The sequence below is a fragment of the Streptomyces sp. Go-475 genome (assembly GCF_003330845.1).
Classification (GTDB): Bacteria; Actinomycetota; Actinomycetes; order Streptomycetales; family Streptomycetaceae; genus Streptomyces.
In genome coordinates this window covers 4,777,392-4,801,477 of the sequence record NZ_CP026121.1, presented here as the reverse complement: position 1 = coordinate 4,801,477, position 24,086 = coordinate 4,777,392, and the positions used below count along the sequence as shown (strand labels likewise).

Below are 24,086 nucleotides of genomic sequence, written 5' to 3'. Positions count from 1 at the left end.
GGTGCGCCACGCCGTCGTGACCGACATCCACGGGGACACCGCACGACTGCGCGCCGTCCTCGACGGCATCCGCGAGCAGGAGGTGGACCGGGTGGTCTGCCTCGGCGACGTCTTCGAGTGCCGCGTCGGGAAAGGCGAGGTCGCCGGCTACGAGTTCGGCGGCCGGCTGACCGACGTCTTCGACCCGGACCCCGAACTCGCCCGGCTCCTGGACGGGGTACGGCTGGTGCGGGGCAACCAGGAGGAACGGATCCGGGCCCTGGTGCCCGACCAGGACCTGCCCGACTGGAGCCGCCCGCTGCTCGACGCCCCGCTGGAGCACCGCACCGGCTTCGCGCTGTACTGCCACGGCCACCCGCTGCCCTGGCGCGAACTGGAGCCGGGGCGGTGGTGCCCGGCCGACGCGGACTTCCCCGGGCGGGCGCTGGTGCACGGGCACCACCACCGCAGCGCGCTGTACCGGCTGCGGCCCGACGGCACCGGCCCGGTGCGGGTGGAGCGCCTGCCCGTACGGTTCGGCGAGCCGGTCCCGCTCGCCCCGGACGCCCGCTACGTGATCAACGTCGGCTCCGTCACCGGCTGCGCCCCGGACCGCGGCCCCTCCCCCGCCTGGGCCGTCGTCGACGAGGCGGCCGCCACCGTCACCTACCACCACGCCTCACCCCCTACGGAGATCAAGTGACCCGGCAGGTACTCCTGCTCAACTCGGACAAGCCCGAGGTCCTCCAAGCCCTGGCCCGCCGCCGGGACGTCACCGTCCGCGTCATGACCCGCAAGGTCTACGCCGACCTGTACCGGGGGCACGAGGTGGCGTACGTCGACAGCTTCGCCGACCTGACTCAGGTCGAGCAGGCGGCGTACGAACTCGCCGCGCACGGACCGGTCGACCACGTCGTCGCGGCCACCGAGAAGAGCGTCGTGGCGGCCGGCCTGGTCCGTGCCCTGCTCGGGGTGCCCGGGCCCGGCTTCGACGCGTCCCTGTGGGGCGCCCACAAGCGGGCCATGAAGGACAGGCTGCGCGCCGCCGGCCTCCCGGTGACGGACCACGCCCAGGCCGCCACGGTCGACGAGGTGCCCCGGGCGGCGGAGCGGACCGGCTGGCCCGTCATGATCAAGCCGGTGTTCGGCTCCGCCTCGAAGTGCACCTACCGGGTCGACTCCCCCGAGGAGTTCGCCGCACGGCACGGGGCGGGCGACTTCGCCGACCTCGCGGAGCAGCGGCTGCCCGTCCAGGTGGAGCGCCTGGTGCGGTTCACGCACGAGTACCACTGCGACGGCGTCGTCCACGACGGCGAGGTGGCCCGCGCGGCCCTCTCCCGCTACTTCCTCCCTCCGCTGCGCACCTCGCCGAACCTGAACAGCGGGTACATCACCGACCAGACGGACCCCTTCTCGCGGGACGTGCTGGACCTGCACCGCCGGGTGGTCGCCGCGCTCGGCCTGCCGGCCGGGGTGACGCACCTGGAGGTTTTCCGCACCGAGGCGGGACCGGTCATCGGCGAAGTGGCGGTACGGCCGGGCGGCATGGGCATCTCCCGCATGTGGTGGCACGCCTTCGGGGTGGACCTGTGGGAGGAGTTCGTCCGGGTCTCGACCGGTGAGCCGCCCAGCCGCCCGGACCGCGCACCGCGCCCCGGGACGGTCGGCCGCACCCGCCTGCCCGCGCTGCCCGGCCTGCGGGAACGGGTGCTGGCGGTGCCCGGTGTGCTGGAGGTGCTGACGCCCGAGGAGTGCGCCAGTCCGGGGCGCCTGGAGGCGTACTTCACGGCCGGGGACGAGGCGGCGGCGGAGGCGTTCATCGCGCGGCTGCACGAGATGGCGGTCCCCGCGGCATGAGCACCTCAGCCCGGAGCCGGACGCGCGCCCTGCTCGACGCCGCTCTGCCCCCTCCCGGCGAGCCCCGGCTGCTCGCCCTGTCCTGGCTGGTGAAGACGGTCGGCAGCGGGCTCTACCTGACCACCAGCACCCTGTTCTTCACCCGGGTCGTCGGACTGCCCGTCCACCAGGTGGCCTCCGGTCTCACCGTCGCCGGGATCGTGGCGCTGGCCGGTGCCGTACCGCTGGGCAGGCTGGCGGACCGGTTCGGCCCCCGGCGCACGTACACCGTCCTGCTCGGCGTCCAGTTCGCCACGATGGCCGCGCTGGCCTTCGCCCGCACCTTCCCGGCGTTCCTCGCGCTGATCCTGGTCTTCCTCCTGGCCGAGCAGGGCAGCACGGCGGCCCGCGGCGCGCTGGTCGCCACGGTCGGGGAGGGCGCCGTGGGGGTCCCCCCGCGCGAGGGCGTTCGAGCGTGGGGGAGGGTACGGCTGCGGGCCTACCTGCGGGTGGTGACCAACATCGGCATCACCGTCGGCGCGGCGGCCTCGGCGCTGGTCATCCAGGCCGACACCGAGGCCGGGTACGTGGCCCTGCTGTGGTGCACGGCGCTGACCTACCCGGGCGCGGCGCTGCCGCTGCGGTGGCTGCCGGCGCGCGAGACCCGTCCGGCCGGGAAGGCGGAGCGCACCGGTTCCGGCTGGCAGGTGCTGCGCGACCGGCGGTACGCCGCCGTCACCCTGATCTGCGGTGTGCTGTCCCTGCAGGCGCAGGTGCTGTCGTTCGCCGTGCCGCTGTGGGTGCTCCAGCACACCGAGGCGCCGCCGGTCCTGGTGTCGGGCATCGTCGCCGTCAACACGGTGATGGTGATCTGCCTGCAGATCCGGTTCAGCCGCGGCGCCGAGGACGACCGCCGGGCCGCCCGCATGTGCCGCAACTCGGGGATCGCCCTGCTCGCCGCGTGCGCGCTGGTCGCGTTCACCGGCGGGATGGGCGGCTGGCAGGCGACGGTCCTGCTCCTGCTGTTCGCCGCCGCGCTCACCTTCGGCGAACTGTGGCTGTCGGCAGGCTCCTTCGGCCTGAGCTTCAACCTGGCCCCGGAGGGCATGCACGGCCAGTACCAGGGCTTCTTCTCCCTGGGCCGCGGCGCCGCGACGGCGGTCGCCCCGGCCCTGATCGCCCTCCTCTGCCTCGGCGACCACCCCCGGGAGGGCTGGCTGGCCCTGGGCGCCCTGTTCGCCGCGGCCGGGGCTGCGGCACCGCTGACGCTGCGGGTGCGGGGGGTGGGGGTGCGGGAGCCGTCTCTGTCTTCCGCGGCGAAGTGAAGGGTTCCCGGGCTTGTCAGTGGTCACTGGCATGCTACTGAGCTCAAGGTCACGCCCGGGGGGAACATGCCAAAAAAGAAGAGCACCAGAAAGAGCACGAAGAAGACGCAGCGGAAGCGTCCGGACACCATCAAACCCGTGGCCCTGTACCACGACATGGCCGTGTACGAAAACTTCGAACGCTGCGCGCCCCGCATCTTCGAGGTCATATGGAGCGCACAACAAAAGGCACCCAACGCGCCACGCCTTCTCTACTTCGACGTGCAAGGACACCGCAACAGCGCCGGCGGCTACGACCGCGACTCATGGGAGATGATCGAGAACTTCCTCCCCGAAAAAGCGCTGCCATATCTGACCGAGCTGCACACTCCCTTGTACAGCTGGAAGAACAAAAGACGACAGGACAATCGCGTACCCCAGGAAATGCACATAGGCTACCCGGAGGGGGAGGGAAAGTCCTTCTGGTACGACATCGAGTCACTGCCGCTGAGGAAGCGGGAAGCCGAAGCGGACAGCAGGAAGACACCCCCTTCCAAAAGAGCGATCATGGAGTACCTGGGGATCAGCGAAGAGTGCTTGATCTGCTGGAACTCCCCCGTCGAGCGAGCCCACGTGGTCCCGACGTCACTGGGAGGCTCGATGGACGTGCGCAATTTCGCACTGCTGTGCCGCGAGCATCACAGACAAGCTCCGGACATCGCAGACGCGGAAGCCTTTTGGGCATGGGTGGACTACGCGGAAATCCGCGACTCCGGCAGCAAATGGACTCGCGCACCGGAGAAGATCAAGAGCTGGGTCCTGTCCACCGGCGGGAGAGTCGAACCACTGGATCGCGGCGAGATGAGCTTCCTGGAATCTGTACAGTTCGAACTACGACATCTGTACGGATGGACCGACGACGACTTCTCGGCGACATCCTGGGAGCTCATCGCCGAATACCACCATGTCCTCGACAAGGCTACCGGCCGGCACTTCGGCGTCGAGAAGAAGGCCTCCACACACGCGTGGGCCTACCATGTCGCCAGATTGCGACTGGCGGCAGACATCACCGGCCGCCCGAACAGGACCGATTTCAATCTGCCGTTCTAGCACTCCAGCCGTAGACGTGATCGCGTGGGCGGCGCGGGGATCGGCCGGATCGATACCGGTCGCATGAGGCGGCCGCTCGCCGGCACGCTGCCCCCATGGATCACGCGGAAGTACTGCTCATCGGAGGACGAGCTGGAGTCGGTAAGACGACTGTGGGGTGGGAGGTTTCGGCGCTGCTGCGGTCCGAGGCGGTCGCTCACGCGATCATCGATGGCGACTTCATGGGGCAGGTGCATCCGGCCCCGAAGGGAGACCCCCACCGCGCGGAGATCACCGAGAGCAATCTGACCGCCGTGTGGGCGAACTTCGCCCGGCACGGCTACCGACGCCTGATCTACACGAACACGATGAGTGTGCTGCCGGAGGCGACGGGCATGTTCGAGCGTGCCATGGGGACCGGAGTGGGGATCGTACGAGTCCTGCTCACGGCCTCCGATGCCACCGCCCGCGAGCGGCTGGCGGGACGAGAACTCGGCTCAGAGTTGAAGCAGGAGCTGGAAGGAAGTATCCGCAAGGCGCGGCTCCTGGACCAGCGGGCCCCCGCAGGGACCGTGCGAGTGGCGACGGACGGACGGCTCGTCGTGGACATCGCGCGGGAGGTGGTGGCCGCCACCGGTTGGGCGGGACCTCATTTCGCCCGCAGATCACCCGCCCCACGCACCGGGCAGTGAACGCGACGCGGGCGCGGGCGCGGGCTGCCGCAGCGCACCGGCTCCGGGGCCTTGTCCCGGGCCTCTGCCCCCGGGACCGGTGCGCGGGATCACGGCCTACCGGGCCGGGCCACTCACTGGCCGAGGTCGAAGAAGATCTTGTGCTGCTTGATGTTCTTCGACGTCGCTCCCCACAGCACGGTGCCGCCCATGTTTCCGCGGCCCTTGCCGGCTTCGCACTTCGAGAACAGCTGGGCCTCGATCGCGTCGCCGCGGCGCACGTGCAGGTGGGTGTTGGTGTACTCGGGGTACTTGGCGAGCGGGATGCAGCCGCTGAGCTTCTTCGCATGCCCGCCGGACTCGGTTCCCTGTGGGGGCACGCGGTACAGCTCGACGCCCCTGATCTGATGCTTCGTGTCCGCCGGCTTCGGCGGCTTGACCATCAGCAGGTACGTGCCGGCGGGGGCGGCGGCCCTCGCGGTGGCGGCGTCGGTGGTGGCATCGGCGGTGTAGGCGGTCGCGAGACCGAGGACGGTCGCTACCGCGGCCGCGACGGCACCGCGGCGGACCAGTGACGTTCGCATGTGTGGTTCCTTGATTCCTTGGTTGCTTGTTCCTGGCTCGCGCGTGTTGCCCGCGAGCCTTCCGTTCCGTCGGGAGAGAGGGCGTAACGCGCGCCGAGGTTCGCGGCAGCACAGAACTGCTACGGCATGGAGATGCCGTGCCTCCGTCGTGCGCAGGGTGAACCGCGCGGCAGCATGGGGTGTTCAGCGGTTATCGAGTACGTGACAACGAGTAAAGGGCTCGATGCACTTGCTAGTGCAACTGACTGAGGTCTCAGGCAGGCCGGGGCACGGCTGCGCACCCTCACGGCATCCGTCGATGCCACCGGGCCGGCCGAGGGCACCTTCTCCCCGTGCGAAGCAGTCGCATAGCTCTTCTCCTGGCGGCCGCCACCACCGCCACCGTGTTTTCCGCGCTCGCACTGCCCACGGCGCCCGCCGCGGAGGATCACCTGAGCCAGTACGTGTCGCAGAAGCCGGCCTGGCACCGCTGCGCCAGTGAGCAGCCGGCGGCCTACCAGTGCGCCACGATCAAGGTGCCGCTCGACTACAGCCGCCCGGGCGGCAAGAAGCTCGACCTCGCGATATCGAGGTGGAAGACGAGCACCAGGAACGAGCGTCACGGTGTGCTCCTGCTCAACCCGGGCGGCCCGGGCAGTCCGGGCATCGACGTGCCGGAACTGATGGCGAACGAGCTGCTGCCGAAGGCCGTGCGGCGCAAGTACGACCTCGTAGGCTTCGACCCGCGCGGCATCGGCCGGAGCTCTCCCGTCGACTGCGGTCTGACGCCCCGGGAACAGAAGTGGGAACGGGCCTACAAGGCCGGGACGTTCGCCAAGGACGTGAAGTGGGCCCGCACCTTCGCCGAGAAGTGCTACGCCAAGCAGGGCGACAAGCTGCGCCACATCACCACCCGCAACACCGCCCGGGACATGGACGTGATCCGTGCCGTACTCGGCGAGAAGAAGATCTCCTACCTGGAACTCTCGTACGGCACCTACCTGGGCGCGGTCTACACGCAGCTGTTCCCCCAGCGCTCCGACCGCTTCGTGCTGGACAGCGCCGTCGACCCGGCCCGGCTCTGGCGCGGCGTGTTCCAGCTCTGGGCACAGGACAGCGAGTCCGCCTTCACCAGGTGGACCAAGTGGACCGCCCGGCACAACTCCACGTACAGGCTGGGGAAGACCCCCGAGGCGGTCCGCCAGACCTTCTACGACCTGGTCGCCCGCGCCGACCGCAAGCCGATCGACTTCGACGGGAGTGAGCTGACCGGTGCTGACGTCCGCGCCGAGAGCCGTGCCATGTTCTACGACGCGCGCGAAGGCGCCGAGATGGTCGTCGAGTTGAAGAAGGCCGCCGAGGAGAGGGGCTTGTCCGACTCGCCCACCGAGTCCGGGGACAACGAGGTCACCGGCCTGTGGAGCGTCGTCTGTGGCGACACCGGCCGTGACTGGCCGCGCGATCCCGAGCGGTACCGCAGCGACGCGCTCCGGGACAAGGGCAGGTACCCGCTGTACGGCGACATCGCGTCCCACATCAAGCCGTGCGCGTTCTGGAAGACGACCGGCGGTGAGCCCGCCACCAAGATCGACAACACGGCCGGGGCGCTGATCCTGCAGAACCAGTGGGATTCCCAGACCCCGTTGAGCGGCGCTGAGGGCCTGCACCGTGTGTTGAAGGGCTCGAAGATGGTCACGGTCGCCGGAGGCGTCGGACACGGCATCTACGGCCGCAGGTCGTGCGCGGACAAGACGGCCACGGCCTACCTGACCACCGGCAAGCTGCCGGCGAAGGACGTGACCTGCAAGGCCACTCCGTAACGCGCGAGCACAGCGACGGAAAGGACTGCGCCCCCGCCGCACGGCAGTGCCCGATTTGCAGAGATTCCAAGGTCAAAGAAAACAAGAAACCCCAGGTCAGAGACCTGACCTGGGGTTCACCATGGAGCCGCCTTCGGGATTCGAACCCGAGACCTACGCATTACGAGTGCGTTGCTCTGGCCATCTGAGCTAAGGCGGCGCGCCGTCCGCACTATGGTGCGATCAGCAACGACGGTAAGTCTACACAGTTTCCGGGGGTGCTCCGTACCAGCCCCGGAGGGGAGCCCTCCGGGGCCGGGCGCAACGGCTATGAGCAGCGCTTTCCGTCCTGCGGCGGGGTGCCGCGGAGCAGGTACGCGTTGATCGTGGAGTCGATGCAGGAACTGCCGCGGCCGTAGGCCGTGTGGCCGTCGCCCTCGTAGGTGAGCAGGCGGGCCGAGGAGAGCTGGCCGGCCAGGGCCTCGGCCCAGCGGTACGGCGTCGCCGGGTCGCGGGTGGTGCCGACCACGACGATGGGCGCCGCCCCCTTGGCCTCGATGCGGTGCGGCTCGCCCGTGGCCCGCACGGGCCAGTACGCGCAGTTGAGGGCGGCCCAGGCCAGACCCTCACCGAAGACCGGGGACGCCTTCTGGAACGCGGCGAGGGACCTGCGCACCTCGTCGGGGGTGTCGAAGGCGGGCGGCAGGTCCAGGCAGTTCACCGCCGCGTTGGCGAACATCAGGTTGCTGTAGCGGCCGTCGGGGTCCCGCTCGTAGTAGCCGTCGGACAGGGCGAGGAGTCCGGAGCCGTCGTTCTTCTTCATCGCGGACGTCAGCGCCTCGCGCAGTTGCTGCCAGGCGCCCTCGTCGTACATGGCGGCGATCACGCCGGTCGTGGCCAGCGACTCGGTCAGCTTGCGGCCGTCGGCGTCACCGGTCGGGACGGGGCGCGCGTCCAGCTTCTCGAAGAACGCCTTCAGGTTCTCGCCGGCCTTCCCGGGCGAGGTGCCCGCGCCGCCCAGCGGGCAGTCGGGCTGCCGTACGCAGTCCCGGGCGAACGAGCGGAACGCCGTCTCGAAGCCCGCCGTCTGCTCGAGGTTCAGCCGCCGGGCGGGCAGCGACGGGTCCATCGCGCCGTCCAGCACCAGTCGGCCCGTCCGCTGCGGGAAGAGCCCGGCGTACGTCGCGCCGAGGAAGGTCCCGTAGGAGGCGCCGACGAAGTTGAGCTTCTCGTCGCCGAGCGCCGCCCGCACGATGTCCATGTCCCGGGCCGCCTCCACCGTCGACACATGGCGCAGCAGCCTGGGCGCGTCCGCGCCGCAGCCCTCGGCGAACGTCCGGTACGCCGCGACCAGCCCGTCGGTCTCCTTCGCGTCGTCGGGCGTGGCGTCCGTCTGCGTGTACGCGTCCATCTCCGGCCCGTCCAGGCACTCGACGGGCTCGCTGCGGGCCACGCCGCGCGGGTCGACCGCCACCATGTCGTAGCGGGCCCGTACCTCGGACGGATAGCCGATGCCCGCGTACGCCTGCACGTAGCCGATCGCCGAGCCGCCGGGCCCGCCGGGGTTCACCAGCAGCGAGCCGAGCCGCGCGCCCGGGCCGGTGGCCTTCTTGCGGGCGACGGCGAGCCGGACGTCGCCGCCGGACGGCTTGTCGTAGTCGAGCGGTGCCTTGACCGTGGCGCACTCGAAGCCCGGGACGCCGCAGCCGCGCCAGGCCGGCTTCTGCCGGTAGTACGGCGAGAGCGCCGCGGGGACGGGCCGCGGCAGCGCGACGAGGACGGCCGTGTCGGCCGCCGCGGAGGCGGCGGACGCGGTGGCCGTCGTCGAGCTTCCGGAGGAGCAGGCGGAGACGAGCAGCGCGGCCGTGGCGAGGAGGCCGGCCGCGGTCCTGGCTCCGCTGCGGGCCCGGCGGTGGAGGCCGCCGGAGCGGGGGGCCGAGGCGGTGGAGGCCGAAGCGGTCGGGGCCGAGGCGGTGCGGGGGGTACGCCTTGTGTACATCCAGTGAGCGTAACTCTGCGCGACGGAATGGATGCCCTGCGTGCGTGTCGTGCCTCGTACGAGTGACGCCGTCCATCACGCGCTTCAATCCCGCGAGTATCCCGCGCGTGCCCCGCGCGGGATACTCGCGCGCGTGCACTCGCGAGCCGTGCGCGCCTCGCCTCAGCCCGCTCTGAGCGCCATCGTCATCGCCTCCACCGCGAGCAGCGGTGCCACATTGCGGTCGAGCGCCTCACGGCAGGCGGCGATGGCCTCGATACGGCGGAGCGTGGACTCCGGGGAGCTGCCGCGGGCGAGGCGCTCCAGGGCGTCCTCGGCGTCCGCGTTGGCGATGGCCACGCGGGAGCCGAGCTGGAGGGCGAGGACGTCGCGGTAGAAGGCCGTGAGGTCGGTCAGGGCGAGGTCGAGGCTGTCGCGCTGCGTGCGCGTCCTGCGGCGCTTCTGCTTGTCCTCCAGGTCCTTCATCACGCCCGCGGTGCCGCGCGGCATGCGGCCGCCCTGGGACGCGCCGAGGGCGGCCTTCAGCTCCTCGGTCTCCTTGACGTCCGTCTCCTCCGCGAGCTGCTTGGCGTCCTCGGCGGCCGCGTCGACGAGCTCCTGGGCGGCCTTGAGCGCACTGCCGATGTCGTCCACCCGCAGCGGCAGCCGCAGCACGGCGGCACGGCGCTCCCGCGCGGCCGGGTCGGTGGCCAGGCGGCGGGCCCGGTCGACGTGGCCCTGGGTCGCGCGGGCCGCCGCCGCGGCGACGTCCGGCTCGATGCCCTCGCGGCGGACGAGCATGTCGGCGACGGCGTCGACCGACGGCGTGCTCAGGTTCAGGTGGCGGCAGCGGGAGCGGATGGTCGGCAGGACGTCCTCGATGGAGGGGGCGCAGAGCAGCCAGACCGTGCGGGGGGCGGGCTCCTCCACGGCCTTCAGGACGGCGTTGGCCGACTTCTCGTTCAGCCGCTCGGCGTCCTCGACGAGGATGATCTGCCAGCGGCCGTTCGCGGGCGAGGTGAACGACTTGCGGACCGTGTCGCGCATGTCGTCGGCGAGGATCTGCGTGCCGACCGCGGCGACCGTGGTGACGTCGGCGTGCGTGCCGATCAGGGCCGTGTGGCAGCCGTCGCAGAAGCCGCAGCCCGGGGCTCCGCCGAGCGCGCGGTCGGGGCTGACGCACTGGAGGGCCGCCGCGAACGCCCGCGCCGCCTGGTTGCGGCCGGCTCCCGGTGGGCCCGTGAACAGCCACGCGTGCGTCATCTTCGACGCCTCGGGCGGGGGGGTGTCGGTCGCGGCCGCGGTGACCAGGGCGTCGGCGTCCCGGGCGGCAGCGGCCAGCTGCTCGCTCACCCTCTCCTGCCCGACGAGGTCGTCCCACACGGTCATGGGTCACGCCGCCCTTCCGTCACGTTCCGCCTTGCGAGGTCCATTGTGGGGGCGACCACTGACATCGCCCTCCGCGCCCGCCTGCCCCGGCCGACAGCGCGGCAGGGCCGGGGCAACGGCCGTGCCGGGGCCGTACCGCGGCCGTACGAGAGCCATGTCGAGCCGTACGCGAGCCATGCCGAGGCCGCGCCGGAGCCGTGCAGCGGCCGTGCCACGGTCGGGCCGCGGCTCCTGGGGCAGACCCGGTCCAGGCCCGGTTCCCACGACACTCCCGGCCCGGACCCGCCGTCTGCGTCCGTCCGCCGGAGGCCTCAGCGGCCCCGGCCGCCCCTGCCCCGGCGCCCGCGCCCCTCGTCCGACTCGTCCTCGTGCGGTCCGAGCAGCTCGTCCGCCAGCGAGGGCAGGTCGTCCAGCGGCGTCTCCTCGGCCCAGTCGGACCGCCTGCGGCGCGGGGTGCCCTCGGCGTCGACCTGGGGCAGCTCACGCGTCCGGTCCTCGGTCCCGTCGGGCCGGGCGGCCGGGGAGTCGTCCCGGAAATAGCCGGGCGGCACCCGGTCCGCCGGTTCGTCCCCGCGGACGGGCGGCAGCACGGCCGTCTCCTCGGCATCCCCGGGCCGCACGGGCGGCAGCACGGCCGTCTCCTCCGCGTCCCCGGAGCGCACAGTCCTGTCCTCGGCGCCCCCGGGCCGCACAGGCGGCAGCACAGCCGTCTCGTCCGTCGCCCCGGAGGGCACCTGGGGCAGCACCTCGGTCTCGTCCCGGGAACCGGCCCACGGGTCGGTCCCGGACCGAACCGGCGGCAGGACCTCCGTCTCCTCCCCCGCCCCCGGCGGAACCGGCGGCTTCGGCAGCTCGGCCGTCACCTCGGCGTCGGACACCCCCGAGGTCCGGCCCGGGTCGTGCTCCTCGTCCCGCACGGGACGCAGCACGGTCGTGTCGTCCGCCGAGCCGCCCGGTGTCACCACGGGCGTCGGCACGGTCGCCGCGTCCTGACCCGCCGCCGGGCCGGAGGGGCGCTCCGGCGCGGGGCTCTTGGACATGGAGATCTTCGGCCCGGCCGCGGCCGCGGCGGCCGCCGCCTCCGCGAGCCGCCGTGCCTCCTCGGCCCGCAGCAGGGCCTCCTCGGCCTTGCGCTGCTTCTCCAGGCGGAGCGCCTCGGCCTCGGCCCGCAGCCGGGCCTCCTCCTCGGCCTGCTTGCGGCGCCGTTCCTCCTCGGCCTTGCGGCGGGCCTCCTCCTCGGCCCGGGCCTTCTCCTCCGCGAGGAGCCGCGCCCGCTCCTCCTCGGCCTTCCTCCGCGCTTCCTCGGCCCGGCGCCGGGCCTCCTCCGCCTGCCGTTCGGCCTCGCGGCGCTGCGCCTCCTCCAGCTCGCGGCGCTTGCGCTCCTCCTCCTCGGCGCGCAGCTTGGCCAGCTGCTCCTGGCGCTCGCGCTCCAGGCGCTCCTCCTCGGCCTTGCGGGCGGCCTCTTCCTCGGCCTTGCGGCGGGCTTCCTCCTCGGCCTTCTTCCGGGCCTCCTCGCGGGCCTTGATCTCGGCCTCGGACAGCGGCAGCACCTGGTCGAGCCGGTGCCGGATGACGGTGGTGACGGCCTCGGGCTCCTGGCCGGCGTCCACCACCAGGTACCGGCCGGCGTCGGCCGCGGCCAGGGTGAGGAAACCGGCCCGCACGCGCGCGTGGAACTCGGCGGGCTCCGACTCCAGCCGGTCGGGCGCCTCGGTGAACCGTTCGCGCGCGGTCTCCGGCGCGACGTCCAGCAGCACGGTCAGATGCGGCACGAGTCCGTCCGTCGCCCAGCGGTTGATCCGGGCGATCTCCGTCGGCGACAGGTCTCGGCCCGCGCCCTGGTAGGCCACGGAGGAGTCGATGTACCGGTCGGAGATGACGACCGCGCCGCGCTCCAGGGCGGGTCGTACGACGGTGTCGATGTGCTCGGCCCGGTCGGCCGCGTACAGCAGCGCCTCCGCGCGGTGCGACAGGCCCGCGCTCGACACGTCCAGCAGGATCGACCGCAGCCGCTTGCCCACCGGCGTCGCCCCCGGCTCGCGGGTCAGCACGACCTCGTGGCCCTTGGCGCGGATCCACTCGGCGAGCGCCTCGGCCTGCGTGGACTTGCCGGCCCCGTCGCCGCCCTCCAGGGCGATGAAGAAGCCGGACGCGGCGGGCGCCTGCTCCGGGTCGTCGCCGCCGAGCAGGGCGTCCTTGAGGTCCTGCCGCAGGGGCACGCCGGAGCGGTCGTCGACCTTGGCCAGCACCAGCGCGGCGACCGGCAGCAGCAGGGCGCCGGCCAGCATCAGCGTGAAGGCGGCTCCGCCGTGCGCGAAGACGAACTTGCCGCTCTCCAGCCGGTGCGGCCCGATGCCCGCCGCCACCACCGGGGCGATCACCGCGCCGAGCGCCACGCAGACGCGGACGACCGCGTGCAGGTGCTCCGTCGTACGGGACCGCCGGTACTCCTCGGTCTCCTGGTCGAGCAGGGTGTGCCCGATGTTGGCGGCCAGGCCGGCGCCGGCACCGGCCAGCGCGAGGATCAGCAGCACGCTGGTGACGTCCGGGACCAGGCCGGCGGCCAGCAGCGCGACACCGGTGAAGGCGACCGCCAGCGCGAGGAGCCGACGGCGCGACAGGGCGGGCAGCAGGCGGGGCGCCGTACGGATGCCGACGACGACACCGCCGGTCAGCGCGGCCGCGAACAGCCCGAACAGGACCGGGCCGCCGCCCAGGTCCTTGGCGTGCAGGACGGCCACGGCGACGGCGGCCGACACCGCGGTGGCGACGGCGGCGCAGGCCAGCACGAGCAGCGGCATCGCGCCGGTGCGGCCCTTCTCGGCGCCCGTGGTGGTCTTCGGGCGGCGCAGCCCTTCGAGCGGCGACCGCGCGCGCGGGGTGCGCGTGGCGGGCAGCTCCAGGAAGGTCAGCACGGACAGGGACGCGGCGAACAGCCCGGCGGCGACGTAGGAGGCGAGGGCCGCCTGGTGCTGGGCGAACCAGTCGATGCCGGCGCCCAGCAGGTTGTTGAAGAGGGCCGCGACGACGAGGGCGACGGCCGCGAGGGGGATCGCCACGAAGCCCGTGCGCAGCGACAGCCGGCGCAGGGCGTCCATGTGGTCCGGCAGCGGCCGGACCGTCGCGCCCTCCGGCGGCGGGGCGGGCAGCAGGGCGGGGGCCGCGCTCTCGCGGCACACCGTCCAGAACCGCTCGGCGACTCCCGTCACGAAGGCGGTGACGAGGAGGATGGCCAGCGCGTCCTCGGGCGTCCAGTCGATCCACAGGGGCGCGACGATGAGCAGCGCGGCGCGCAGCCCGTCCGCGCCGACCATGGTCCAGCGGCGGTCGAGCGGGCCGTCCTGGGAGGTGAGCGCGGTGAGCGGCCCGAGGAGCACGGCGCCGAAGAGGAGCGTCGCGAGGATGCGCACCCCGAAAACGGTCGCCACTGCGAACGCCACGCCTCGGTAGCCGCCCCCGAACGAGCCCTCCGCGATGGACGCCTGGAGGGCGAGGACGACCAGCACGAGGAGCGCGAGGGTGTCGCCCACGCCTCCCACGAGCTGGGCGCTCCACAACCGCTTCAGCTGCGGACGGCGCAGCAGGGCGCGGACGGCACGCTCGCGGGAGTCCGCGACCAGGGCGTCGTCGGGGGCCGGCTGAGGGGCCGTTGGGTGCTCGGCTCGCGTCATGCATTCAGCCTATCGGGAGGCACCGACACCCCGGGCCGCCCGGCCTGGCATGCGCACGCCCCGACACCGAAGTGTTGCCGGGGCGTTCGCTTTCCGAACCCTGGGCGAAGCCCCGGACCTTGGCGGCCCGGGCCCGCGACGGGTCCTCGGCTTGTCTTCAACAGGCCTGAACGGCCTCAGTCCTCCGCCGACTTCGCGGCGGTCGCCGTCTTGGCGGCCGTCTTCTTCGCGGTGGTGGTCTTCTTCGCCGTCGTCTTCTTCGCGGTCGTGGTCTTCTTCGCCGCTGTCTTCTTGGCCGCCGTCGCCGTCTTCTTCGCCGGCGCCTTCTTGGCCGCCTTCTTCGCGGTCTTCTTCGCCGGCCCCTTCGCGCGCTTCTCGGCGAGCAGCTCGAACCCGCGCTCCGGGGTGATCGTCTCGACGCTGTCGCCGGAGCGCAGGGTCGCGTTGGTCTCGCCGTCGGTGACGTACGGCCCGAAGCGGCCGTCCTTGACGACGACCGGCTTCTCGCTGACCGGGTCGGTGCCCAGTTCCTTCAGCGGCGGCTTGGCGGCGGCCCGGCCACGCTGCTTGGGCTGGGCGTAGATCGCCAGCGCCTCCTCCAGCGTGATCGTGAAGAGCTGCTCCTCGGACTGGAGCGAGCGCGAGTCCGTGCCCTTCTTCAGGTACGGGCCGTAGCGGCCGTTCTGCGCGGTGATCTCCTGGCCCTCGGCGTCCGTGCCGACGACGCGCGGCAGCGACATCAGCTTCAGGGCGTCGTCGAGGGTCACCGTGTCCAGCGACATCGACTTGAAGAGGGACGCCGTGCGCGGCTTGACCGCGTTCTTGCCCGTCTTCGGGGTGCCCTCCGGGAGGACCTCCGTCACGTACGGGCCGTAGCGGCCGTCCTTGGCGACGATCGTGTGGCCGGTGGCCGGGTCGGTGCCCAGCTCGAAGTCGCCGCTGGGCTTGGCCAGCAGCTCCTCGGCCAGCTCCACGGACAGCTCGTCCGGGGCGAGGTCGTCGGGGATGTCGGCGCGCTGGTGCTGCTCAGTGTCCTTCTCGCCGCGCTCGATGTAGGGACCGTAGCGCCCGACGCGCAGCACGATGTCGTTGCCCACGGGGAACGACGACACCTCGCGCGCGTCGATCGCGCCCAGGTCGGTGACCAGTTCCTTGAGGCCGCCGAGGTGGTCCCCGTCGCCGTTGCCGGCGTCGGCCGCGTCGCCGTTGCTGCCGCCCTCGCCGAAGTAGAACCGCTTCAGCCACGGCACGGCCTGCGCCTCGCCGCGGGCGATGCGGTCGAGGTCGTCCTCCATCTTGGCGGTGAAGTCGTAGTCCACCAGCCGCCCGAAGTGCTTCTCCAGGAGGTTGACCACGGCGAAGGACAGGAAGGACGGCACCAGGGCCGTGCCCTTCTTGAACACGTAGCCGCGGTCCAGGATCGTGCCGATGATCGACGCGTACGTCGACGGACGGCCGATCTCGCGCTCCTCCAGCTCCTTGACCAGGGAGGCCTCGGTGTAGCGGGCCGGGGGCTTGGTGGCGTGCCCGTCGACCGTGATCTCCTCGGCGCTCAGGGCGTCGCCCTCGGAGACCTGGGGCAGCCGGCGCTCGCGGTCGTCGAGCTCGGCGTTCGGGTCGTCGGCGCCCTCGACGTAGGCCTTCAGGAAGCCGTGGAAGGTGATCGTCTTGCCGGACGCGCTGAACTCGACGTCCCGGCCGTCGGAGGCGGCGCCGCCGATCTTCACCGTGACGCTGTTGCCGGTCGCGTCCTTCATCTGGGAGGCGACCGTCCGCTTCCAGATCAGCTCGTAGAGCTTGAACTGGTCGCCGGTCAGCCCGGTCTCGGCGGGAGTGCGGAAACGATCACCCGAGGGGCGGATCGCCTCGTGGGCCTCCTGCGCGTTCTTGACCTTCCCGGCGTACGTCCGCGGCTGCGGCGGCAGGTAGTCGGCGCCGTACAGCTGCGTGACCTGGGCGCGGGCGGCGGCGACCGCCGTGTCGCTCAGGGTCGTGGAGTCCGTACGCATGTACGTGATGTAGCCGTTCTCGTACAGCTTCTGCGCGATCTGCATCGTGGCCTTCGCGCCGAAGCCGAGCTTGCGGCTGGCCTCCTGCTGCAGCGTCGTCGTACGGAACGGGGCGTACGGCGAGCGGCGGTAGGGCTTGGACTCGACCGAGCGGACGGCGAACCGCGTCTGCTCCAGGGCGGCGGCGAGGGCGCGGGCGTTCGCCTCGTCGAGGTGGAGGGTGTTCGCGCTCTTCAGTTGTCCCAGGGAGTCGAAGTCGCGGCCCTGCGCGACCCGCCTGCCGTCGACGGTCTGCAGGCGCGCGACCAGCGACGACGGGTCCGACGGGTCTCCCGCGCGGCCGGTCGCGAAGGTACCCGTCAGGTCCCAGTACTCAGCCGAACGAAAGGCGATGCGCTCGCGTTCCCGCTCCACGACGAGACGGGTGGCGACGGACTGGACACGGCCCGCGGACAGCCGCGGCATGACCTTCTTCCACAGGACCGGCGAGACCTCGTAGCCGTAGAGGCGGTCGAGGATGCGGCGGGTCTCCTGGGCGTCGACGAGCTTCTGGTTGAGCTGGCGCGGGTTGGCCACGGCGGCCTGGATCGCGGCCTTGGTGATCTCGTGGAAGACCATCCGCTTGACCGGGACCTTCGGCTTGAGCACCTCCTGGAGGTGCCAGGCGATGGCCTCGCCCTCGCGGTCCTCATCGGTGGCGAGGAAGAGCTCGTCGGAGTCCTTCAGCAGGTCCTTGAGCTTCTTGACCTGCGCCTTCTTATCGGCGTTGACCACATAGATCGGCTGGAAGTCGTGGTCGACGTCCACACCGAGCCGGCGGACCTCGCCGGTGTACTTGTCGGGCACCTCGGCGGCGCCGTTGGGAAGGTCGCGGATGTGCCCGACGCTCGCCTCGACGGTGTATCCGGGCCCGAGATAGCCCTTGATCGTCTTCGCCTTGGCAGGCGACTCGACGATGACGAGTCGGCGGCCGCCCTTCGCGGTCTCGCTGGTCGGGGACAACTTCGCTCTTCTCTCCGGTCGACGCTGGGCCTCCCCGGAGTCGCTTACCGGGGCTGGGTAGGTGGTGACGCTGCGGAGTGTGACGGTACAGCCCGCCCCCGTGTCAAACGGGAAAAGCCCGCAACGGCCACTCGAACGGTAACCCGACTACCACCAATCCTGCCGCCCGGAGTACCCAGAGCAAGCCCGGCCCTGCGCGGAGCGCGACCTCCCGGTCACGGGCGGGTACGTCTCCCGCCCGGGACTCACAGGCGGGTGAAGCACCACGTTCCGACCACGAGGGCGAGCACCGCGACGACGCTCGCGAGGGTCGCCGACACGGCCGGCCGCACGCCGTGGGCGACGGGCCGGTGCTGGCGCACGCGCGTCACGGTCCAGGCCAGCAGTCCCCCTCCGAACAGGGAGAACACCGCTCCCGCGAAGATCGCCGGTTCGCTCTCCATGGCCCGCCGTGCCCCTTTTCTCACGTCCGTGACTCCCCAGCCCCGGGAGGCTGACACGCGCGGGCGGCGGGCAGGCGAACCCGAGGTGAACTCGGGGGCGACACGGCTGCCGATCAAGGACGTCCAGCCCCTCACGGCCCCTTTCGGACGAGGTGTTCAAATCGACTCGAATTTGTTGGCGGCCTCCTCGGCGGAACCCGCTCCGGGCCCCTCAGCCGGCCGGCTCCAGGAACCCCTGCTCCACCAGCAGCCGGATCTGCGCCGGTGTGCGGTCGCGCAGCAGCACCGGGTCCTCGCCGACCAGCTGGGCGATGGCGTCGAGGATGCGGCCGGCGCTCATCGTGCCGTCGCACACGCCCGCGAAGCCCGCGCCGACCGTGTCCACCCGGGTCGCCCGGCGCATGCCGCGGTTCTGCCGCAGCACCACGTGCTCCGGGTCCTCGGCGCCGGGCAGCCCGACCTGCTCCTGCACGATCTCGGCGGCGAGCCGGAAGTGCCCTTCGAGCAGGGCGGCGTCGTCGTGCTCGCGCAGGTAGTCGAGCCGGTCGAAGTGGTTCCGGATGCTGTCGCCGAGCGGCTGCTCGACCGGATGCGGCCACTCCTCCACCGTGAGGGAGGGCACGGCGGCGTCCGTCCTGCGCAGGGTGATCCAGCCGAAGCCGACGGCCTTCACCTTGCGCGCCTCGAACTCGTCGAGCCATGCGTCGTACCGCGCCTGGTACTCCGCCACGTCGCCGCGGTGGTCACCCGCGTCCCGCAGCCACAGCTCGGCGTACTGGTTGACGTCCTGCACCTCGCGCTGCACGATCCACGCGTCGCAGCCCCGGGGCACCCATGACCTGAGCCTGTCCTGCCAGTCCTCCCCTTCCACGTGCTGCCAGTTGGCGAGGAACTGCGCGAACCCGCCCTCGTTCAGCCGTTCCCCTGCCTCCTGAACGAGCGTGCGGCACAGATCGTCCCCGCCCATCCCGCCGTCGCGGTAGGTGAGCCGGGCGCCGGGCGAGATCACGAACGGCGGGTTGGAGACGATCAGGTCGTACCGCTCGTCGTCGCGGACCGGTGCGAAGAGGGAGCCCTCGCGCAGATCGGCGGCCGGGGCGCCGGACAGCGCCAGCGTGAGGGCGGTGATGTGCAGGGCGCGCGGGTTGAGGTCGGTGGCCGTCACCCGGGTGGCGTGCTGCGCGGCGTGCAGGGCCTGGATGCCGGAGCCGGTGCCGAGGTCGAGGGCGGCGGCGACGGGCGTGCGGACGGTGATGCCGGCGAGGGTCGTCGAGGCGCCGCCGACCCCGAGGACGACTCCCTCGTCGTGCCGGCCGATCCCGCCGGCGCCGCCGACGGCGCAGCCGAGGTCCGACACGATGAACCAGTCCTCGCCGCCGGGGCCGCCGTAGGGCCGGACGTCCACCGCGGCGGCGAGTTCGTCGCCGCCGGCGGGCACCAGCCAGCCGCTCTCCAGGCAGGCGTCGACGGGCAGGACGTCCGCCACGCGCGCGTGCGGCACGGGCTGCTGGAGCAGGAACAGCCGGACGAGCATCTCCAGCGGCGTGTCCCCGCGGGTGGCCCGGAGCGCGGGCACGGTCTCGCTCCGGGCCAGCGCCGCGTACGCGGGGGCACCGAGCAGTTCGAGCAGTCCGTCGGCCGTGAAGGAGGCCGCGAGCAGGGCCTCCCGGAGCCGGGCGGCGACCTCGGGACGGTCGGTGGAGGGCAGCGGGGACAGGGGTGACTGACTGGCGTTACTCACGCCCCCATTGTGGCCGCCGGCACCGGTGTCGCACGTGCCCGTACCGGGTCTCGCGCGCGTCTCTACCGGCTATCGCGCGTGTCCCCGCGGGGCGGCTGCGCAAGTTCACACCCGCCCCACAGGCCACCCTCAGACCACAGGCCACAACCGGGACCAGTGCACTCAGCTCTGCGTGGCCCCCGCCGACGCCGTGGCCGCCTTGCAGCTCGACTGACGGGCCATCGCCTGGCCGACCTCGCCCTCCTCCAGGTTCCGGAGCGCGTCGTTGCCGCTCTTGCTCAGCTTGTCCAGCTCGGTGGCGATGTCCTTGAGGCCGTCGGCGAACTTCCCCTGGTCCTTCGTGTCCAGCCCGTCGACCTGCTTCTTCAGGTCGGCGTAGGACGAGGAGATGGAGTTGAGTTCCGTGACCGCGTCCTTCTGCTTCTTCTCGCCGTTCTCGACGTCCGGCGCCCCGGCCTTGTTCACCGCGGCCCCGATCGCCTTGTAGGCGTCGGACATGTCCTGGAAGGCCTGCGCGTCGGTCTTCTGGACGTCCTCCGGCGTGCTGTTGTCCGAGGTCTCCTTCTGGATCGCGGCATTGGCCGACTCGATCTTCTTGGCCTGCGGCTGTACGGCGTCACAGACCTGCTTGGCCCAGGAGTCCAGCTTCTCGTTGTCGTCGCCGCCGCAGCCCGACAGCGCCAGTACCAGTACCGCACCGCCGGACAGTGCGGCCGCGAGCTTCTTGTTCACCGGTTTGGTCCCTTCCATGGCTCTCGGCCCCGGAACATACACGCCGGATGCACGGCAACCGCACGCCGAACGTCTATTAAGACCTTTTTGTAACCTTTTGCACCAAGCGAGAGAAGGCTCACGGCGTGGTCGTGTACACACAAGAGCGGGCGGGCGTCGCGCCAACGCGCTCCGCCCGCCCGCACCTTGAGCTGGGGCTCGGAGGACCTCCCTACGAAACGACCGCCGGGTCGGCCGACTTGGGCTCCGGCTCGGCGTTGCCTTCGTCACCCATGGCGATCCCGCGCCGCTTCGACACGTACACCGCGCCGACGATCACGAGGAACGCGATCGCCGCGATCAGGATCCGCACCCCGATGCTCTTGTCGGCGCCGTAGGAGAAGTTGATCACCGCGGGCGCGATGAGCAGCGCCACCAGGTTCATGACCTTGAGCAGCGGGTTGATCGCGGGACCGGCGGTGTCCTTGAAGGGGTCGCCGACCGTGTCGCCGATGACCGTCGCGGCGTGGGCCTCGCTGCCCTTGCCGCCGTGGTGGCCGTCCTCGACGAGCTTCTTGGCGTTGTCCCAGGCGCCACCGGAGTTGGCGAGGAACACCGCCATCAGCGTGCCCGCGCCGATCGCGCCCGCCAGGAACGCGCCGAGCGGACCGACGCCGAGCGTGAACCCGATGAAGATGGGCGCCATGACGGCGAGCAGACCGGGAGTCGCGAGTTCCCTGAGCGCGTCCCTCGTACAGATGTCGACGACCTTGCCGTACTCCGGTTTCTCGCTGTAGTCCATGATCCCGGGCCGCTCCCGGAACTGCCGCCGCACCTCGAAGACCACGGAACCCGCCGACCGCGACACGGCGTTGATCGCCAGCCCGGAGAAGAGGAAGACGACCGCCGCGCCCGCGACGAGCCCCACCAGGTTGTTGGGCTGCGAGATGTCCATCATCAGGCTCATCGGCGCGCCCGGCCCGGACAACTCCTCGCCCACGTCCCGCGCGCCGGTGATGATCGCGTCCCGGTAGGAACCGAACAGCGCCGCCGCCGCCAGCACGGCCGTGGCGATCGCGATGCCCTTGGTGATCGCCTTGGTGGTGTTGCCGACCGCGTCCAGGTTGGTGAGCACCTGCGCGCCCGCGCCCTCGACGTCGCCGGACATCTCCGCGATGCCCTGCGCGTTGTCGGAGACCGGCCCGAAGGTGTCCATCGCGACGATCACGCCGACCGTGGTGAGCAGGCCGGTGCCGGCCAGCGCCACCGCGAACAGCGCCAGCATGATCGACGTACCGCCGAGCAGGAACGCCCCGTACACGCTCAGGCCGATCAACAGCGCGGTGTAGACGGCGGATTCGAGACCGACGGAGATACCGGCGAGGACGACGGTGGCCGGGCCGGTGAGCGAGGTCTTGCCGATGTCCCGCACGGGCCGGCGGGTGGTCTCCGTGAAGTAGCCGGTCAGTTGCTGGATCAGGGCGGCGAGCACGATGCCGATGGCCACCGCGACGAGCGCGAGGATCCGCGGGTCGCCGTCCTTGCCCTGGATCGCGGCGTCGGTGACACCGTCCAGCTCCGAGTACTTCCCCGGCAGGTAGACGAAGACGGCCACCGCCACCAGCACGAGCGAGATCACCGCGGAGATGAAGAACCCGCGGTTGATGGCGCTCATGCCGCTGCGGTCGGCGCGCCTCGGCGCCACCGCGAAGATGCCGATCATCGCCGTGATCACACCGATGGCCGGCACCAGCAGCGGGAAGCCGAGCCCCGCGTCGCCGAAGGCCGCCGAGCCCAGGATCAGCGCGGCGACCAGCGTCACGGCGTACGACTCGAAGAGGTCGGCCGCCATGCCCGCGCAGTCGCCGACGTTGTCGCCCACGTTGTCGGCGATGGTCGCGGCATTGCGCGGATCGTCCTCCGGAATGCCCTGCTCGACTTTGCCGACCAGGTCGGCGCCGACGTCGGCGGCCTTGGTGAAGATGCCGCCGCCGACCCGCATGAACATCGCGATCAGCGCGGCCCCGAGACCGAATCCCTCCAGCACCTTCGGCGCGTCGGCCGCGTACACCAGGACCACGCAGGAGGCACCGAGCAGGCCGAGGCCCACCGTGAACATGCCGACCACGCCGCCGGTGCGAAATGCGATCTTCATCGCTTTGTGCGAGACGGCGGTCAGATCTTTTTCCGGCTCGCCTGCCGCCGGGGTCGCTTCACGCGCCGCCGCGGCGACACGCACATTGCTGCGTACGGCGAGCCACATGCCGATATAGCCGGTGGCCGCCGAGAACGCCGCTCCGATCAGGAAGAACACCGACCGTCCGACACGCTGATTCCAGTCGTCAGCGGGCAGCAGCATGAGCAGGAAGAACACGACGACGGCGAATACGCCGAGCGTGCGCAGCTGGCGTGCCAGATAGGCGTTGGCGCCTTCCTGGACCGCCGCCGCGATCTTCTTCATGCTGTCGGTGCCCTCGCCGGCCGCGAGTACCTGGCGCACCAGGACCCCCGCGACCGCGAGCGCCGCCAGCGCGACGACCGCGATGACCACGACGAGAACGCGGTTGCCATCGGTCAGTACGGCGGCTGCGAGGTCTGTGGGATGGCCCGACTGTGGTGAGATGGAAAGCCCCGCCATTCGTCCTCCTTGACGCTTGGGCTGAGCTCAAGATGTGGACGGGATTGTAGGTACCGGAACCTGATCAAAACAGAGCGCGATAAACGGGATTGGCCTTCTGCGGTAATGCCCTGAAAGCATTCTGGGACTACCGCGGAGCACGCGAATGATCGTGAACGAATTCACGCGATGAACGGCACAGGAACTACTGTAAAGGCGCGCACTGACACCCGCACATGGCGAAGGGCCCCACGGGTGGGGCCCTTCGGAAGAACGGAGTGCGCGGTGGCCGGTCAGGCCAGGATGGTGGGCGGCGGTCAGGCCAGGATGGTGGGCGGCGGCGTGGTCGGCCAGGTCATCTTGATCGACCCGCCGTGCTCACCCGCGCTGACCTCGACGTCGTCGACGAGGCCGCTGATGACCGCGAGGCCCATCTCGTCCTCGTCGGCCTCCCCGTCGGGGTCGCCGGGCCCGGCGCCGGGCCCGCGCTCGCCGGGGACCGCGTGCGGGGCCTCGTCGCCGACCTCGATGGAGAACTGTTTCTCCTCCTCGATCAGCAGCACCTTCACCGGTGCCGAGATCCCGCCTGTCTGATGCAGTCCGACGGCCCGGGTGCACGCCTCGCCGACGGCGAGCCTGACCTCGTCGAGGACGGCCTCGTCCACTCCGGCCCTGCGCGCCACCGCTGCCGCCACCAGCCGGGCGGTTCTGACGTGCTCGGGCAGCGCGCTGAAGCGGAGCTCAACGGTGGCCATGCATCCCCCTCGCAACTACGGGCGTGCTGTCGGGAGGCACCGGGCCGCCGAAAGCCCGGGCCCCCTCGGTCTTCACTTCTGCGGAACTCGTACCGCACTGCGGACCCGGGCACACGGCCCGGGTCCGGTCTCAGTCGGTGGCCGCTACCGCTTCCTCGACCGAGGTGTGAATGGGGAACACCTTGGTGAGGCCGGTGATGCGGAAGATCTTCAGAATGCGCTCCTGGTTGCAGACCAGGCGCAGGGAGCCCTCATGGGCCCGCACGCGCTTGAGGCCGCCGACCAGTACGCCGAGCCCGGTGGAGTCGAGGAAGTCCACGCCCTCCATGTCGACGACAAGGTGGAAACTGCCGTCGTTCACCAGCTCGACCAACTGCTCGCGCAGCTTGGGCGCGGTATATACGTCGATTTCGCCACCGACCCTGACGATCGTGCGATCGCCCATGGTCTCGGTCGACAGGGACAGGTCCACGGATCCTCCAGCACCTTGCTATCGAGCGGTCGCCCTTGGGGCATCTCGGCTTCAGCC

The 24,086-nt window shown here is 71.5% G+C and carries 17 protein-coding genes and 1 tRNA gene; 6 read left to right on the top strand and 12 right to left on the bottom strand.

The features are described 5' to 3' along the window. The first annotated feature begins 1 nt into the window (after position 1). From C1703_RS22140 to C1703_RS22115, 5 genes are all read left to right on the top strand, one after another. Entirely contained in the window at positions 2–682 is a 681-nt protein-coding gene (locus C1703_RS22140) for a metallophosphoesterase family protein (RefSeq protein ID WP_157993152.1), read from the top strand. Beyond that, a complete protein-coding gene (locus C1703_RS22135) occupies positions 679–1,836 on the top strand; it encodes an ATP-grasp domain-containing protein (protein WP_114254521.1) in 1,158 nt (385 codons plus the stop codon). The genes C1703_RS22140 and C1703_RS22135 overlap by 4 nt, the downstream gene beginning before the upstream one ends. After that, positions 1,833–3,140, top strand: a complete 1,308-nt coding sequence (locus tag C1703_RS22130) for an MFS transporter (protein ID WP_114254520.1) — start codon at positions 1,833–1,835, stop codon at positions 3,138–3,140. The genes C1703_RS22135 and C1703_RS22130 overlap by 4 nt, the downstream gene beginning before the upstream one ends. A gap of 138 nt (positions 3,141–3,278) precedes the next feature. After that, positions 3,279–4,229, top strand: coding sequence for an HNH endonuclease (locus tag C1703_RS39815; protein ID WP_232840558.1), 951 nt, complete (start codon positions 3,279–3,281; stop codon positions 4,227–4,229). Positions 4,230–4,324: 95 nt separating this feature from the next. Next, the gene (locus tag C1703_RS22115; RefSeq protein ID WP_114254518.1) at positions 4,325–4,900 is read left to right on the top strand and encodes an AAA family ATPase; all 576 of its coding nucleotides are present in this window, start codon (positions 4,325–4,327) and stop codon (positions 4,898–4,900) included. Between the two features lie 113 nt (positions 4,901–5,013). Here C1703_RS22115 and C1703_RS22110 read toward each other — a convergent pair whose 3' ends face one another. Beyond that, the gene (locus C1703_RS22110) at positions 5,014–5,463 is read right to left on the bottom strand and encodes a hypothetical protein (protein WP_114254517.1); all 450 of its coding nucleotides are present in this window, start codon (positions 5,461–5,463) and stop codon (positions 5,014–5,016) included. Positions 5,464–5,795: 332 nt separating this feature from the next. Here C1703_RS22110 and C1703_RS22105 point away from each other — a divergent pair, with 332 nt between their 5' ends. Then, the gene (locus C1703_RS22105) at positions 5,796–7,262 is read left to right on the top strand and encodes an alpha/beta hydrolase (RefSeq protein ID WP_114254516.1); all 1,467 of its coding nucleotides are present in this window, start codon (positions 5,796–5,798) and stop codon (positions 7,260–7,262) included. Between the two features lie 122 nt (positions 7,263–7,384). Here C1703_RS22105 and C1703_RS22100 read toward each other — a convergent pair. The 11 genes from C1703_RS22100 to bldG form a co-directional block, all read right to left on the bottom strand. Further along, positions 7,385–7,461: transfer RNA gene (locus tag C1703_RS22100), tRNA-Thr, on the bottom strand. A 108-nt stretch (positions 7,462–7,569) separates the two neighbouring features. Beyond that, on the bottom strand, positions 7,570–9,240 hold the full coding sequence (locus tag C1703_RS22095; RefSeq protein ID WP_114254515.1) for an alpha/beta hydrolase: 1,671 nt from the start codon (positions 9,238–9,240) through the stop codon (positions 7,570–7,572). A 162-nt stretch (positions 9,241–9,402) separates the two neighbouring features. Next, complete coding sequence (locus C1703_RS22090; protein ID WP_114254514.1) at positions 9,403–10,608, bottom strand: DNA polymerase III subunit delta'; 1,206 nt, start codon at positions 10,606–10,608, stop codon at positions 9,403–9,405. A gap of 311 nt (positions 10,609–10,919) precedes the next feature. Then, positions 10,920–14,279: a dTMP kinase gene (gene tmk, locus C1703_RS22085; protein ID WP_114254513.1), complete on the bottom strand. Its 3,360-nt coding sequence runs from the start codon at positions 14,277–14,279 to the stop codon at positions 10,920–10,922. 176 nt (positions 14,280–14,455) lie between these two features. Continuing rightward, positions 14,456–17,290 carry a type I DNA topoisomerase gene (gene topA / locus C1703_RS22080; RefSeq protein WP_114254512.1) on the bottom strand — a complete coding sequence of 945 codons (2,835 nt, stop codon included), beginning with the start codon at positions 17,288–17,290 and terminating at the stop codon, positions 14,456–14,458. A gap of 245 nt (positions 17,291–17,535) precedes the next feature. Beyond that, a complete protein-coding gene (locus C1703_RS22075; RefSeq protein WP_114254511.1) occupies positions 17,536–17,733 on the bottom strand; it encodes a hypothetical protein in 198 nt (65 codons plus the stop codon). Between the two features lie 211 nt (positions 17,734–17,944). Further along, a complete protein-coding gene (locus C1703_RS22070) occupies positions 17,945–19,474 on the bottom strand; it encodes a class I SAM-dependent methyltransferase (RefSeq protein ID WP_114254510.1) in 1,530 nt (509 codons plus the stop codon). A 162-nt stretch (positions 19,475–19,636) separates the two neighbouring features. After that, entirely contained in the window at positions 19,637–20,224 is a 588-nt protein-coding gene (locus C1703_RS22065) for a small secreted protein (protein WP_114254509.1), read from the bottom strand. Positions 20,225–20,417: 193 nt separating this feature from the next. Continuing rightward, positions 20,418–22,823: a sodium-translocating pyrophosphatase gene (locus tag C1703_RS22060; protein WP_114254508.1), complete on the bottom strand. Its 2,406-nt coding sequence runs from the start codon at positions 22,821–22,823 to the stop codon at positions 20,418–20,420. Positions 22,824–23,119: 296 nt separating this feature from the next. Continuing rightward, positions 23,120–23,557, bottom strand: a complete 438-nt coding sequence (locus tag C1703_RS22055) for an ATP-binding protein (RefSeq protein WP_010044201.1) — start codon at positions 23,555–23,557, stop codon at positions 23,120–23,122. A 130-nt stretch (positions 23,558–23,687) separates the two neighbouring features. Next, a complete protein-coding gene (gene bldG / locus C1703_RS22050) occupies positions 23,688–24,029 on the bottom strand; it encodes an anti-sigma factor antagonist BldG (protein WP_003991900.1) in 342 nt (113 codons plus the stop codon). Positions 24,030–24,086: the final 57 nt, after the last annotated feature.

What these genes read in the sequence shown, in the direction of transcription:
- C1703_RS22110 (WP_114254517.1), bottom strand. Translation starts at nt 5,463, where the DNA reads ATGCGAACGTCACTGGTCCGCCGCGGTGCCGTCGCGGCCGCGGTAGCG.
- tmk (WP_114254513.1), bottom strand. Translation starts at nt 14,279, where the DNA reads ATGACGCGAGCCGAGCACCCAACGGCCCCTCAGCCGGCCCCCGACGAC.
- C1703_RS22095 (WP_114254515.1), bottom strand. Translation starts at nt 9,240, where the DNA reads ATGTACACAAGGCGTACCCCCCGCACCGCCTCGGCCCCGACCGCTTCG.
- C1703_RS22130 (WP_114254520.1), top strand. Translation starts at nt 1,833, where the DNA reads ATGAGCACCTCAGCCCGGAGCCGGACGCGCGCCCTGCTCGACGCCGCT.
- C1703_RS22115 (WP_114254518.1), top strand. Translation starts at nt 4,325, where the DNA reads ATGGATCACGCGGAAGTACTGCTCATCGGAGGACGAGCTGGAGTCGGT.
- C1703_RS22060 (WP_114254508.1), bottom strand. Translation starts at nt 22,823, where the DNA reads ATGGCGGGGCTTTCCATCTCACCACAGTCGGGCCATCCCACAGACCTC.
- C1703_RS22090 (WP_114254514.1), bottom strand. Translation starts at nt 10,608, where the DNA reads ATGACCGTGTGGGACGACCTCGTCGGGCAGGAGAGGGTGAGCGAGCAG.
- C1703_RS22055 (WP_010044201.1), bottom strand. Translation starts at nt 23,557, where the DNA reads ATGGCCACCGTTGAGCTCCGCTTCAGCGCGCTGCCCGAGCACGTCAGA.
- C1703_RS22075 (WP_114254511.1), bottom strand. Translation starts at nt 17,733, where the DNA reads ATGGAGAGCGAACCGGCGATCTTCGCGGGAGCGGTGTTCTCCCTGTTC.
- C1703_RS22065 (WP_114254509.1), bottom strand. Translation starts at nt 20,224, where the DNA reads ATGGAAGGGACCAAACCGGTGAACAAGAAGCTCGCGGCCGCACTGTCC.